Genomic DNA, 13,904 nt, shown 5'->3' with positions numbered 1-13,904 from the left:
ATCACGATGACGGAACTCGAGACCGAGACGCAGAATCCGGTCGACCTCAGCTCACTAGTCCCGGTGTTGTTCGGGTTCGCTGCCTTTCAGCAGCTGCGAGCGGCCTCGGAATTGCAATTGTTCGAATACCTCGACCTGAACGGGCCGTCGACCGCCGAGCAGGCCGCCGCCGGGCTCGGGCTGCCCGCCAAATCGGCGCGTAAGCTGCTGCTGGGCACCACCGCACTCGGCCTCACCGAACGCGCCGAGGGCCGTTACGCGCTGAGCGCGACCGTGCGGGCCGCGATGGACGACGGCACCTGGCCGTTGATCCGCAACATCATCGACTTCCAGCACCGGCTGTCGTATCTGCCCGCCAAGGAGTACGCCGAATCGCTGCGCACCGGTAAGAATCTGGGCCTGCGGCATCTCCCGGGTACCGGGGACGATCTGTACACCCGGCTCGAGCAGACCCCGGAGCTGGAGAATCTGTTCTTCCGGGGCATGCACTCCTGGTCGGAGCTGTCCAATCCGGTGCTGCTGCATCAGGTGGACTTCTCCGGCGTGCGCCGGATCCTGGATGTCGGCGGCGGCGACGCGGTCAACGCGATCGCGCTGGCGCGGGCCCATCCGCAGATCACGGCAACGGTTTTCGACCTCGAGGGCGCGGTCGAGACGGCCCGCGACAACATCGCGGGCGCCGGCCTGGGCGACCGGCTCGACGTCGTGGCGGGCGATATGTTCGGCGATGCGCTGCCCACCGGATACGACGTCGTGCTGTTCGCGCATCAGTTCGTGATCTGGTCGCCGGAGCAGAATCTGGCGCTGTTGAAGCGGGCCCACGACGCGCTGCCGCCGGGCGGGCGGGTGGTGGTGTTCAACGCCTTCGCCGACGACGACGGGTGCGGACCGCTCTATACCGCACTGGACAACGTCTACTTCGCGACGCTGCCCTCGGAGGAGTCGACGATCTATCCGTGGCGCGAGCACGAACAGTGGCTCGCCGCAGCGGGTTTCGTGGATATCACCCGGATCCGCGGCGCGGGCTGGACCCCGCACGGCGTCATCGAGGGGCGTAAACCCGATGCGTGAGCGCGGCCCGCTCGACCGCGAGTACTCGCCGAGTTCCGTCGCACGCGATCCGGCCGGATCGCTGCGGCGGTACCGCACGCGCAGCGATGACGCCCGGTCCCGGCTCGAGGTGCATCTCGCGGTGCGGTACGGCGAGGAGCGCGGCGAGCGGTGTCACGTATTTCCCGCTGTGCCGCACGGCTTTCGGGGGCCCGCGACGCCCGCACTGGTATTCGTGCACGGCGGTCATTGGCAGGAGTCCGGTATCGAGGACGCCTGCTTCGCGGCCGAACAGGCGGTGGCGCGCGGCTGCGCGTTCGTCGCGGTGGGCTACGGCCTCGCCCCGGCGCGCCGGATGCCCGACATGATCGCCTCGGTGACACGGGCTTTGGCCTGGCTCGCGGGCGCGGGGCCGCTGTTCGGGATCGATCCGGACCGGGTGCATGTGGCGGGCAGCAGCGCGGGTGCGCACCTGCTGACCGCGGCGCTCGCCGGTGATCAGGGACCGCGGGTCCGCAGCGCGTGCCTGATGAGCGGGCTGTACGACCTCACCGAGATCCCGCGGACCTATGTCAACGACGCCCTCGCGCTGACGCCCGCCCTCGCCCGGGCCTGCAGTCCGCTGTGGATGTCCGCGCCCCGCTGTGATGCGGTCCTGCTCGCGGTCGGGGAGCACGAGACGCCGACCTATCTGCGCCAACACGAAAGGTATGCCGAATATCTTGCCGCACAGGCGATCACGGTGACCGAGCAGACGGTGCCCGATCGCGATCACTTCGACCTGCCGCTGGATCTGGCGGACCCGTCGACCCCGTTCGGCCGGGCCAGCCTGAACCAGATGGGCCTGATACCAGAAGGGACGGTGACATCGACGCGATGAATCACCCTCTCACTGCCACGTCGGTGGTCGCGGCCGAGGCCGCCACCACCGAGACGATCGCCGACGCGTTCGCGCGGACGGCACGCGAATACGCCGACCGCGAGGCGATATCCGACGGCGTGACGACACTGAGCTACGCCGAACTGGACGCGCTCACCGATCGGCTCGCCCGGGTGCTGCGCGAGCGCGGCCTCACGCCGGGGGAGCGGGTCGGGGTGCATCTCGACCGAGGCCTCGGCACGTACCAGGTATTCCTCGGGATTCTCAAGGCCGGTCTGGTGGTGGTTCCGTTCAACCCGGCCCATCCCGCGGAGCATAAGGCGCGCATGTTCGATGCCGCCGAACCGGCGCTCACGGTGACGGATTCGGCCGCCGTGCCCGGCGGGATCGGTGCGCGGACCTGCCTGCCGGTCGACGAATTGCTCGCTGCCGCGGCGGCCTCGGCCGCGGGGCCGGTGCGGTCGGGGGTGGGCGTGGACGCACCCGCGTTCATCCTGTTCACCTCCGGGTCGACCGGCGTGCCCAAGGGGGTCGTGATCGCCCATCGTGGAATCGCCCGGGTCGCCCGGCATCTCACCGGTTTCACCCCCGGACCCGGCGATCGGTTCCTGCAACTCGCACAGCCCGCGTTCGCCGCCTCGACCACCGATATCTGGACCTGTCTGCTGCGCGGCGGCCGCCTGACCGTCGTGCCGCAGGACGTGCCGCCGCTGGGTGAGCTCGCGCGGCTCATCGCGCGCGAGCGGATCACGGTGCTCAATCTGTCGGTGGGACTGTTCAATCTGCTCGTCGAACACCATCCCGACAGCGTCGCGCGGGCGCGGTCGGTGATCGTCAGCGGCGATTTCCCCTCCGCCGCACATCTCGAGCGCGCGCTCGCCGTCGTCGAGGGGGATCTGTTCAACGCCTTCGGATGCACCGAGAATTCGGCGCTGACCGCAGTGCACAAGATCACTGCGGCGGATCTGTCCGATGCCGAGATTCCGGTCGGACGGCCCATGCCGGCGGTCGAGATGACCGTGCGCGACGAGTACTTCGACGAATGTCCGCCGGGACGGCTCGGCGAGCTGTGCATCTCCGGTGACGGGGTGGCGCTGGGGTATCTCGGGGATCCCGAACTCACCGAGCGCAAATTCGTCCGGCACGAGGATCGGCTGCTGCTGCGGACCGGTGATCTGGCCAAGCTGACCGAGGGCGGGGAGATCGTGCTCGCCGGTCGCACGGATCAGATGCTCAAGGTCCGCGGATTCCGGGTGGAGCCACGGCATGTCGAGGTCACGGCCGAGGCGTTCGCGGGCGTGCAGCAGGCGGTCGTCCTGGGCATGCCCAGTGGCGGGCCCGCCGATCAGCTCGTGCTGTGGTGCGTGCCGACGCCCGGATATGAACTGGCACAACGCGATCTGATGGATCATCTGCGTGCCGGCCTGCCCGACTACATGGTCCCGTCGCTGGTGCGGGTCCTGGAATCCTTCCCGCGCAACGCCAACGGCAAGATCGACCGTAGGGAGCTGGCCGCGCAGTTCGCGCAGCGCACGGCGGACGGGGCGGAGGCGACACCGGACCGGCTGGCCGTGCTGGTGGGGTCGACACTGGCGGAGGTGATGGGGAGCGAGCCGATCGGCCTGGATGCCGGTTTGATCGAAAGCGGTGTGACCTCACTGCATCTGATCGATCTGGGGGCGCGGCTCGAGGATGTGGTGGGCGTCGCCCTGGCGCCCGACGAGATCGTCGGCGCTGGCACCGTGCGCGGTGTGGCCGATCTGATCCGCAGCACGCGGACGCGAGGTTGAGATGGCGGCTACCGAGAGGGAAACAGTAACCGGCACAGCGCGAATGCCCGCATCACCGGCCCAGCCCGGGATGTGGTTCGCCAGCATCTACGGGGCCGATCCCACGGCCTACAACCAACCCTTGGTGCTGCGCGTGCGCATCCGGCTGGATCAGGCCCGGCTCGTGCGGGCATTACACCTTGTGCACCAGCGGCATTCGGCGCTGCGCACCACCTTCGAGATGAGCGCCGACGGCGAACTGCGGCAGGTGGTGCACGACGAGCTGCCGCCGATCGTCGACGCGCGGGACCATCCCGGCGGCGATGTCGACGCCTGGGTGGCCGAACAGGTGGCCCGGATCGCGGCGGCCACCTTCGATCTGCGCGACGGCCCACTCGCGCGGGTGCGGCATCTGCGGCTATCCGGCGAGGATCGCAGCGTGCTGGTGTTCAACATTCACCACACCGTGTTCGACGGCCTGTCCTGGAGGCCGTACCTCGGTGAGGTGGAGGCGGTCTACCGCGCGCTCACGCACGGCGACGAACCGGCGCGGCGACCGCGGCGGCAGTCGATCGAGGCCTATGCGCGCTGGTCCGAATTGTCCACGGATGCGGTCGCATTGAGCTACTGGCAGAACAAGCTGGCCGATGCTCCGGCCCCCGCGCCCCTCGGGTTGCCGGGGCAGGGCCCGGCCCGGCATGTCGTCGGCCATGCCGTGCTCGACGAGTCGTACTCGGCGCGGGTGCGCGAGTTCTGTGCGGCCCACGGCGTCACCACGAGCATGTTCTTCATCGCCCTGTACTTCGTGCTGTTGCACCGGCATACCCGCAATGATGATGTGCTGCTGGGTATTCCGGTCTCCGTGCGCGGCGGCGGTGACGCCGAGGTGCTCGGACATCTCACCAATACCGTGGTGCTGCGGCATCGGCTGGCCGGTGACGCGACCGCGCGCGATGTGCTGCGATCGGTGAGACGCGAAGTGCTCGAGGCACTTCGGCATCGACATACGCCGCTGGAGGCGGTGGTCGGCGGGCTGCGTGCGGCCGGTGCGGCCCAGGACGCGGCCGGTGAGGTCTTCAACGCGATGATCACCGTGATGCCGTCCGACGCCCGTCGGCTCGATCTGCCCGCGTGGGGCGCCCAGACCTGGGACCACGTGCCGGGCGGAGCGAAGTACGAGCTGGCGCTCCTGGTCGACGAGACCTCGGGGCACTACACGCTGAATGTCGAACATGCGACGGCCGCGGACGACGGCGAGAGCTTCACCGCCTATCTCGCGCAGCGCCTGCGGGTGCTGATCGAGAGCGTGCTGACCGGGCCGGATACCCGGGTCCGGGATCTGGCCTGGGTGAGCGAGGCGGAGTGGCGAGCGATCGGCGAACTGTGCGCACGCCGCACGGCCGCGCCCGAATTGGGCACCGAGTTGACCGCCGATCTGTTCGCGGCGGCCGTCGAGGCGGCGGGTGCGCGGCCCGCGGTGACGACGGCCGACGGTGCGGTGACGACCTACGCCGATCTCGGTCGGCGGGCCGATGCGGTGGCGGCGAGCCTGGCCGCGCGCGGAGTCCGCGACGGGCGGCCGGTCGCCGTGCTGATGCGGCCGGGTCCGGATCTGGTGGCCGTGATCGTCGGCATTCTGCGCGCGGGCGGTGCGTATGTCACGCTCGACGCGGATCAACCGGCCGAGCGGATGAGCTTCGCGTTACGGGACTGTGGCGCAACGATTCTGGTGCGCGAGCGGGGGACCGGGCCGTCCGGGGTGACACTGCCCGACGGGCTCGAGGTTCTCGATTCGTCCGATATGGACGGCGGGGCGATGCGAGTCGAGAGCGGACGGAAGACGCCGGAGGATACGGCCTACATCGTGTACACCTCCGGATCCACCGGACGGCCCAAGGGTGTCGCGCTGCCGGAGATCACGCTGGCCAATCTCGTACACAATCAGGCGATCTTCTCCGCGGGCCGGCCGATGCGCACCTTGCAGTACATGCCACCGGCCTTCGACGTGTTCGCGATCGAGGTCTTCGGATCCCTGTGCGGCGGAGGCGTTCTGGTGGTGCCGCCCGCGAGCGCCCGCACCGATTTCGAGGAACTGGCCGCACTGCTGGCCGATCAGCGTGTCGAGCGGATGTATCTGCCGTATGTGGCGCTGCGCGAACTCGCCGCGGTGCTGCGGGCGTCGGCGCGGGAGCTGCCGGAGCTGCGCGAGGTGTATGTCACCGGTGAGCGGCTGGTGGTCACCGCGGATCTGCGGGCGATGTTCCGGCGCAATCCGGAGGCTCGGCTGATCAACGCCTACGGGCCGTCGGAGGCACATCTGTGCAGCTGGGCCGCGCTGCCCGCCGATCCCGATGCGTGGCCGACCATTCCGCCCATGGGCCGGGTGGTCGCCGGTGTCGACGCGTACGTGCTCGACGATCCCGATTCGACCGGCTCGGCCCGGCCCGTGCCGTTCGGCGTCGAGGGTGAGCTGTGCGTCGCGGGCCCGGTCGTCTCGCCCGGATATCTGGGCCTGCCGGATAAGACGCGCGCGGCCATGGTCGCCGACCCGTTCGTCCCCGGACAGCGGATGTACCGCACCGGCGATGTGGTCGTGCTGACGCCGGACGGGCAGCTGCACTATCGCGGTCGCCGCGACGATCAGGTCAAGATCCGCGGCTACCGCGTCGAACCGGGCGAGGTCGAGGCCGCGCTGGAACGGGAATTGGGCGTGGCGGCGGCCGCCGTGCTCGTGGTGGCCGCGGGCGGTGACCGTGCGCTGCACGCCGTCGTGCAGAGTGCCGCCGAGCCGCCCGCGGACTGGCGCATCAGGCTCGGCGCGGCCCTGCCCGACTACATGATCCCGCGCCGGCTCACCCGCATCGACACCATTCCGGTGACCCCGAACGGCAAGACCGACCGCCGGGCATTGGAGACGCTGCTCGACCGGCCCGCCACCGTGGACCCCGTGGCCGACGTCGACTGGACCGATTCGGAGCGGGCGATGGCCGAGCTGTGGAACGAGGTGCTGGGGCAGCGGCCCGCCACGCCGGATGTCGATTTCTTTGTCCTGGGCGGACATTCGCTGCTCGCCGCCCGGTTGCACCGGATGGTCAAGCAGCGCTTCGCGACCGATGTTCCGCTCTCGGCGCTGCTGAGTACGCCCACGCCGCGCGGTATGGCGGGTCGACTCGCCGACCGCGACAGCGCCGCGACACCGGATCTGCGCGCGGAGGCCCGCCTGCACGACCTCGTGATCGGATCTCGCCGCGAACCGGTCGACGCGCCCGTATTACTCACGGGGGCAACGGGATTCCTGGGCAGCCATCTGCTCGACGAACTGCAGCGCACCGGGCGCCGGGTGCGCGCCCTGGTGCGCGCCGACAGCGTCGAGGAGGGGCGCGATCGCATTCGCCGGACGTTCCGGAAGTTCGCCCTGGACCCCTCCCGCCTCGATGAGGTCGATATCTGCCTGGGCGATCTCGCCCGGCCACGGCTCGGACTCGGCGAGGAATACGAGGCGCGGGCGCTGGCGGTGCGCGAGGTGTATCACGCTGCGGCACATATCAACTTCGTCGTGCCCTATCACACGGTCAAGCGCACGAATGTCGACGGTCTCCGGGAGCTCATCGACTTCTGCGCGGTCAATCGCACGCCGCTGCGCCTGATCTCGACCCTCGGTGTCTTCCCGCCGGACGCCACGGTCGGCCGGGTCGGGGAGGATACGGTGCCGGGCGATCCCGCCTCGCTGGGCATCGGATACTCGCAGAGCAAATGGGTCGCGGAACATCTTGCGCTGCAGGCGCGGCGGGCCGGACTGCCGGTCACCCTGCATCGCGTCGGCCGCATCGCCGGTCACCGCCGCACCGGCGCGTGCCGGCACGACGACTTCTTCTGGTTGCAGATGAAGGGTTTCGCGCTGCTCGGCCACTACCCGGCCGACATCGTGGAATCACCGGCGATCGATCTGCTGCCGGTGGACTATGTGGCGCGGGCGATCATCCGCTTGTCCGAGGCCGAGCCGGACAACGAGAACTGGCACCTCTACCACGCGGACGGACTGGCCTGGCCCACGATCATCGAGGCCATCCGCGGCGAGGGCTATCCGGTGCGCCCGACCGCCCCGGCCGATTGGATGACGGCCCTGGAACGGCAGGTCGAAACCGACGAACGCAGTCAGGGACTCGGCCCGCTGGTGCCCTTCATGCGTGAGGGCGTGATGCGCCTGGGCGCGCATTCGTTCGACAACGAGAAGTCCCGGCGCGCACTGGCCCGCCTCGGCTGCCCGTACCCACCGGTGGACACCGCCTGGATCCACCGCATGTTCGAGTATTTCCGCGCCGTCGGCGCCCTGCCGCCGTCGGACGCGTTACCTCAGGGAGGAGGTCGCAGTGCCTGAACTGCAGATGCGTTCGGTGGTGATCATCGGCGCCGGTCCGGTCGGCTGCGCCCTGGCGACGCTGCTGTGCCGCCAGGGCCTGCGGGTGGATGTCTTCGAGCGAGGTGAGGAGTCGGATGGGACGGGATCGGGTCACTCCTTCAATCTCACCCTCACCTCACGCGGTCTGGACTGTCTGCCCCGATCGGTGAAAAGACGCCTCTACCTTCAGGGTTCGGTGCTGGCCAAGCGGATCATCCATCACCGTGACGGCGCGATCTCCACCCAGCCGTACGGCACCACCGACGCGCACCATCTGCTGTCCATCCCGCGGCGGGTGCTGCAGGACATCCTGCGCGATCAGGCGCTGCGCGCGGGGGCCCGAATCCATTACGGCCGAGCGTGTATCGATGTGGACACCGCGCGTCCAGCGGTGCTGCTGCGCGACGCGCGCGGCGAAACCACCTGGTTCACAGGGGATCTGGTGGTCGGCTGCGACGGCGCCAACAGCGCGGTGCGCGAGGCCGTCGCCGCGGCGCATCCGGCGGATATCTGGGTGACGAGCGAGACCATATCGCACGGCTACGCCGAGATCACCATGGATTACGGCGACGCCGACCCGACCGGAATGCATCTGTGGCCGCGCGGCGATCATTTCCTGCAGGCCCAGCCGAACCGGGATCAGACCTTCACCACGAGCCTGTTCAAGCCGCTGGCCGGGGACGCGCCGCATCGGTACTTCTCGGATCTGCCCTCGGCCGATGCGATCAGCAGCTACTGCGCGACCGAATTCCCCGACGTGTTCGGGCGGATGGTCGAGGTCGGCACGGATCTGGCGGCCCGGGATCCCGGGCGGCTGCGGATCGTCACTTGTGCTCCGTACCACCATCTTCGGGTGGTGCTGGTCGGCGATGCCGCACATGCGGTCGTGCCGTTCTTCGGACAGGGCATCAACTGCAGCTTCGAGGATGCCGCGACGCTGTCGGGTCTGCTGGGCAAGTTCCGGCCCACGAGCTGCGACGGCAGGGTCGTGGCCGCGCTGGTTGCCGAGAAGTACAGCCAGGTGCGGGTCAAGGCCGGGCACGCGCTGGCCGAACTGTCGCTGCGCAATCTGGACGAGCTGTCCGATCACGTGAACAATCCGCGGTTTCTGGCGCGGCGTGCGTTGGAACGACGGCTGCACGAGCTGCGTCCCGAACTGTTCACCCCGCTGTATCAGCTGGTGGCGTTCTCCCATACGCCCTACGACGCGGCACGGCGGGTGCACACCGAGCTGAGCTCGGTGCTGGACTCGCTGTGCCGCGGGCGCGATCTGCCGCGCGAGCAGGACGCGGTGATCGGTGACTTCGTCGAGCTGTACAGTCACGGGTTCGCTCCGGAGACGGTGCGGACCGGGTAGTCAGCCCGCCGCCTCCCCGGCGGGGGCGGGTGTTTCGGCATGTGCCGGTTTACATTTGAGCGCTTCATCGTTGAAGCGGAAGCCGATGCTGTGGACGGTCAGGATCCAGTCCGGGGATCCGAGCTTCTTGCGGACGCTGCTCAGGTGGGTGTCGATGGTCCGGCTCGCCAGCGATGTCACCTCGGCGTCGAGGTCGTCGTATCCCCACACCCGCCGCAGCAGTTCGGCCCGGGAGAAGACCTTATGCGGTTCGGTGGCGAGCAGCCGCAGCAGTTCGAATTCCTTGCGGGTCATCTCGACCAGTCGGCCGCCGACGCGGACCTCGCGCAGCGCCGAATCGATCTCCAGCTCGCCCACGATGAGCGACGGCTGGGACATGATGTGGACGCGTCGCAGCAATGCCCGCAGGCGCGCCATGAGTTCGCGGCTGTGGTACGGCTTCACGACGCAGTCGTCGCAGCCCGCCTCCAGTGCCAGGATCCGATCGAGCTCGAAGGGCGAGGCGAAGGCGATGATCGGGATCTCGCTTGCCCGGCGGATTTCCCGACATAACGTGAGCCCATCGAAATCGGTGAATTCGAGATCGATGAGCACCACGTCGAAATCGGAGTACGAGGCCATGGTCTCGGTACCCGTCGCGGCCGTATCGGTTTCGAAACCGTGCCGTTTGAGGTCCTTGACCGTCTCCTCGATACCTTGACAATCCGCCACGAGCAACAGACGCGGATGAAGCAATTGACTCCCCCTTTCCAGCGTCAGGATCAATGCTTATGCTGCGGACATTTCGATGAGTACCCGGGCGGCCGATTCCAGCGCATAGTTCATCGATCCGCCATTGGGTTCGAATGCGGTATGCTCGCCGGCGAAATGTATTCGGCCCTCCGGTGTTCGGAGCGGGGCCATGAGTTCACTGTGACCCGTTTCCGGAAGTATGTACGCGCCGCCCGCATACGGCTCGTTGTCCCAGGCCACGGAGGTACCCAGTTCGAAGTTCTCCCGGGCGCCGGGCAGGATCGGCTCGACCTCGCGCAACGCGAATTCGATGCGTTCGTCGGGGCTCAGATTCGCCGCCGCCTGGGCGGGCCATCCGGTGAGCCAGCATTCGACGATCTTGCGCGGTCCCGGCAGCCGCGGTGTGGCATCACGGACGGTGGCGATGGCCGTATCCGTCGATATCATCAGCCGTTCTTCCGGCCAGAACTTCGTGCGCATCTGCAGGAATATGCGCAATATCGACGCATAGCGAAGTCGACGAACGGCCGAGTGTTTCTCCGCCGATATCCCGGCCATCGAGAGATTGATCCGCCGCAGGGTGGTGGCCGGTGCGGTCACGATCACCCGGTCGGCCCGCAGGGTCTGTAGCCGCTCGCGATCGAGGAAGGTCACCTGCGCCTCGCGCTCGTTCTGCGTGATGCGGACGACGGGCCGGTGGTAGAGGATGCGGTCGGTGATCTTGTCCGCCAGCGCCCGGGCGAGCCGATCGGTACCGCCCTTGATCTTGTACCACCCGGCGTCGGCGGTGGAGAAGGAGCGCGGGCCCGATTCGTACCGCGCCCACGACATCGCCGAGGCGGATTCCAGTTCGCCGCCGCGCATCTCCAGGAACATCGGTTCCATCAGGCCGATCGCTGCCGCGGAGGCGCCGCGATCGACGAGGGCGCGGCGGACGGAGATCCGGTCGAGTTCCAGCAGGCGCGGCGTCGGGGTCCAGGTGAGTTCGGCGATTTCCGGACCGATGTTCTCATGCCATTTCGTGACGTATCCGGCGATCATATCGGCGACGGAGAGGTCCCGTTCCGCGGCGTTGAGGCCCAGCTCCACGGCATGATCGCCGATCTTGTCCGGGCGTATGCGAATACCGTTGCGGTAGTAATAGAAATCCGTGTCGACGAGGTCGCTGGGCTCGGTCTCGACGCCCATCTTCCTCAGGTAGTGCATGGTGTAGTGGCAATGTTGGGTCACCGTCATCGCACCGGCCTCGGCGCGGAGGTCGTCGGCGAATGGATGACGAAGAGTCCGGGTTCGCCCGCCCGGATGATCGCTCGCCTCGAGCACGGTGACCCGGATTCCTCGCTGCGCCAATTCATAGGCGGCGGCGAGTCCGGCCAGACCGGCTCCCACGACGATCACGGAATTGACGGAGGTCTGTGGGGGGAGGCCACTATCGAAGGTGTTTCGGACATCCTGTTGCGTCGGCCCGGGCACTACTTTCCTTTCGATGAACTGCGCGTGTCGCACATATCCATCGAAGTATCAAGATCAAAGACAAGAATACGTGCGAATAGAAAAGAACCCCCATTCTTTCTCGTCCATTCCGACTGAATCCAGCGTATCAAGTCTTTTCAGATGGGGCAAACATGGTGACAATGGTTGACGGTTGCCCGGACGTTACTCGCCGGAATTGTTTCTCACCGCGCTGCCCGGATGTCGTTTGCCTGAATGAAGTGTGACGTTTATCACATTACAAGTCAAGAATAAGTAATGCCGAAATGAGGTACGGGGTTTTGTTCAAGTTTGTAGAACCCGCGGATCCGGCCCGGATCTCGTGCGCGGGCTATGATCGGAACGCGTCGGCCGGTGAGCGACTCCTGCGACCGAATGCGGAAGCCTTGTGCGAGGCTCGTTTTCGGCACCCCCCTCAACCACACGGAGTCATCGAACATGGAGTCGAACGAAATCAGTCAGGCGGAGCTGGACGGCGCGCACCCGTATTCGCCCGGATTGCTGCGCGTCTACGACCTCTGGGTGCTCGGGTTCAACAACACGGTCGTCTGGCGCTGCCCCACCAGGCATCTGCGGCGGCTCTACGACGACAACGTCTCCGGCGATCACCTCGACATCGGCCCGGGCACCGGCAGACATCTGGCGCGTGCCGTCTTCCCGACCTCGCAGCCGCGGATCACGCTGATCGACCTGAACCAGCATCCGCTGGATATGGCCGGTCGACGGCTGCGCGAACGCCGGATCGAACCCACCACCCATATCGCCAGCGTGCTGCGCCCGCTGCCGGTCGAGCGTCGCTACGCCTCGGTCGCGGCGAGCCTGTTGATGCACTGCGTGCCGGGCGGCTGGGACAGCAAGGGGATCGCGTTCGCGCATATCGCCGACGCGACGGCCGATGACGGCGTGTTCTTCGGCGCGACCGTACTGTCCCATGACGTCCCGCATACCCGGATCTCGCGCGCCACCTCCGCGTCCTTCAACCGCCGCGGTGGTTTCCACAACGAGGACGACGATCTCGACGGCCTGGTCGGCGCGTTGGAGAAGGCCTATGCGGACGTGCGGGTGAACACCATCGGCTCGATCGCCCTCTGGACGGCCCGGCAGCCCCGCCGCTAATCGGTGCGGGCGGGTACGAGCAGGATCGCGACCGGACCGTCGATATGTTTGCGCGCGTTGGTCACCGAGAAGGCCGCGGCGCGGAATTGGTCTCCCTCGATCGCGATCGTCTGTTCGACGACGGAGTCCGAGGTCGCCGCGAGCACCCGATCGGTATCGATCTGAGCGAGTACCTGCTCGAGCAGTTGCTCGTCCTCGAGTGCGGGGGCGAGCTCGCCGGTGGCGGTCACGGTCACCTTGTTCTGCGCGTCGACCATCAGCAAGGTGGCATTGGTGTACCGCACGAGGGTGCCCAGGCGCGTATCCAGTTCGCGATCGCGCAGCTGCGCGGTCAGCCCGTAGACGGTGGCGCGGCCGGAATCGGCCGAGCCGACGAGATTGGTGCTGGACCAGAAATGGACCCAGTCGTCGCCTGGGCGTACCGACCAGAACGCCTCGGTGTAGGCGCCCTCCTTCCCGGTCCGGGCGCCGTAGTACAGCGAGAGGAATTCCCCGGCGTCCTCGGGGTTGGTATGGCGCAGCAGATCCCTGATCGGCCGCTCCTCACCGGGCAGACGGTCCGAACCGATCAGGCCGAGGTTGTCGCCGCCGCTGCGGGTTGCGACCTTGTGCAGGTCGAGGATCCACGAGTTGTAGACCGGACGGATCTGCACCGGCGCGGCGGCCAGCCAGACGATCAGGCCGACCGAGGTGTCATCGGGGGCCTTGATCCAGTGGGTATGGCATTCCAGCCCACCCTCCGCTCGGACCCGGTCCACCGCGGGACCGGCCAGCGCGTCCCGGACGACGGCCGTGAACAGATCCTCGCCCTGGCGATCGAATCCCAGCCGGGACGCGACCCGGCGCAGCGGACGGGCCACGCGCTGTCCGCCCGCGGAGTGGATGAAGATCTCCTCGCGCAGCAGGGTGGCGATGACGTCGACGCCGAACCAGCAGCGCGGCAGATGCATAACCGCACAGCGTAGTCATTCCGGCGTCCGGAAGCACTGCGCTGCGATATGCCGATCTCTCCCCTCCACTGTTCAGATCGGCATACCGCACCGAGGTGCTGGTCGACGAGATGGAACCGATCCGTTCATCAGTGGCTGCGCGCCGACCATATTCGCTCCG

9 protein-coding genes are annotated in these 13,904 nt (G+C 67.8%); 6 read left to right on the top strand and 3 right to left on the bottom strand.

Going from position 1 to position 13,904, the window contains the following annotated elements:
- Positions 1 to 6: 6 nt before the first annotated feature.
- Genes ACIA76_RS17745 through ACIA76_RS17725 form a run of 5 tightly spaced genes read left to right on the top strand, consistent with a single transcriptional unit; the run spans position 7 to position 9,455 of the window.
- Positions 7 to 1,071 (top strand): methyltransferase, encoded by a 1,065-nt coding sequence (locus ACIA76_RS17745; RefSeq protein ID WP_397152879.1) that lies wholly within the window; start codon positions 7 to 9, stop codon positions 1,069 to 1,071.
- Positions 1,064 to 1,930: an alpha/beta hydrolase gene (locus ACIA76_RS17740; RefSeq protein ID WP_397152878.1), complete on the top strand. Its 867-nt coding sequence runs from the start codon at positions 1,064 to 1,066 to the stop codon at positions 1,928 to 1,930. The genes ACIA76_RS17745 and ACIA76_RS17740 overlap by 8 nt, the downstream gene beginning before the upstream one ends.
- Positions 1,927 to 3,720 (top strand): amino acid adenylation domain-containing protein, encoded by a 1,794-nt coding sequence (locus ACIA76_RS17735; protein WP_397152877.1) that lies wholly within the window; start codon positions 1,927 to 1,929, stop codon positions 3,718 to 3,720. Before ACIA76_RS17740 ends, ACIA76_RS17735 begins: the two co-directional genes overlap by 4 nt.
- A gap of 43 nt (positions 3,721 to 3,763) precedes the next feature.
- Positions 3,764 to 8,077, top strand: a complete 4,314-nt coding sequence (locus tag ACIA76_RS17730; protein ID WP_397152876.1) for an amino acid adenylation domain-containing protein — start codon at positions 3,764 to 3,766, stop codon at positions 8,075 to 8,077.
- On the top strand, positions 8,070 to 9,455 hold the full coding sequence (locus ACIA76_RS17725) for an FAD-dependent oxidoreductase (RefSeq protein WP_397152875.1): 1,386 nt from the start codon (positions 8,070 to 8,072) through the stop codon (positions 9,453 to 9,455). Before ACIA76_RS17730 ends, ACIA76_RS17725 begins: the two co-directional genes overlap by 8 nt.
- Here the strand turns inward: ACIA76_RS17725 and ACIA76_RS17720 are convergent, their stop codons facing one another.
- A complete protein-coding gene (locus ACIA76_RS17720; RefSeq protein WP_397152874.1) occupies positions 9,456 to 10,190 on the bottom strand; it encodes a response regulator transcription factor in 735 nt (244 codons plus the stop codon). It abuts the gene before it with no gap.
- Between the two features lie 33 nt (positions 10,191 to 10,223).
- Positions 10,224 to 11,660: a flavin monoamine oxidase family protein gene (locus tag ACIA76_RS17715; RefSeq protein ID WP_397152873.1), complete on the bottom strand. Its 1,437-nt coding sequence runs from the start codon at positions 11,658 to 11,660 to the stop codon at positions 10,224 to 10,226.
- Between the two features lie 456 nt (positions 11,661 to 12,116).
- On the opposite strand from ACIA76_RS17715, the gene ACIA76_RS17710 reads away from it, so the two are divergent.
- On the top strand, positions 12,117 to 12,794 hold the full coding sequence (locus ACIA76_RS17710; RefSeq protein ID WP_397152872.1) for a class I SAM-dependent methyltransferase: 678 nt from the start codon (positions 12,117 to 12,119) through the stop codon (positions 12,792 to 12,794).
- On the opposite strand, the gene ACIA76_RS17705 is transcribed toward ACIA76_RS17710, so the two are convergent.
- Positions 12,791 to 13,744, bottom strand: a complete 954-nt coding sequence (locus ACIA76_RS17705; RefSeq protein ID WP_397152871.1) for a hypothetical protein — start codon at positions 13,742 to 13,744, stop codon at positions 12,791 to 12,793. The genes ACIA76_RS17710 and ACIA76_RS17705 overlap by 4 nt on opposite strands.
- Between the last annotated feature and the right edge of the window lie 160 nt (positions 13,745 to 13,904).

Origin of the sequence: Nocardia sp. NPDC051570, assembly GCF_044454005.1 — a bacterium.
In the GTDB taxonomy this organism is placed as follows: domain Bacteria; phylum Actinomycetota; class Actinomycetes; order Mycobacteriales; family Mycobacteriaceae; genus Nocardia.
The sequence above is the reverse complement of the archived record's forward strand: the minus strand, read 5'-3'. Positions and strand labels throughout refer to the sequence as shown.

Bases quoted from the DNA above. Each gene is read 5' to 3' on its own strand.
- ACIA76_RS17745 (WP_397152879.1), top strand. From the start codon at position 7: ATGACGGAACTCGAGACCGAGACGCAGAATCCGGTCGACCTCAGCTCA.
- ACIA76_RS17740 (WP_397152878.1), top strand. From the start codon at position 1,064: ATGCGTGAGCGCGGCCCGCTCGACCGCGAGTACTCGCCGAGTTCCGTC.
- ACIA76_RS17735 (WP_397152877.1), top strand. From the start codon at position 1,927: ATGAATCACCCTCTCACTGCCACGTCGGTGGTCGCGGCCGAGGCCGCC.
- ACIA76_RS17730 (WP_397152876.1), top strand. From the start codon at position 3,764: ATGCCCGCATCACCGGCCCAGCCCGGGATGTGGTTCGCCAGCATCTAC.
- ACIA76_RS17710 (WP_397152872.1), top strand. From the start codon at position 12,117: ATGGAGTCGAACGAAATCAGTCAGGCGGAGCTGGACGGCGCGCACCCG.
- ACIA76_RS17705 (WP_397152871.1), bottom strand. From the start codon at position 13,744: ATGCATCTGCCGCGCTGCTGGTTCGGCGTCGACGTCATCGCCACCCTG.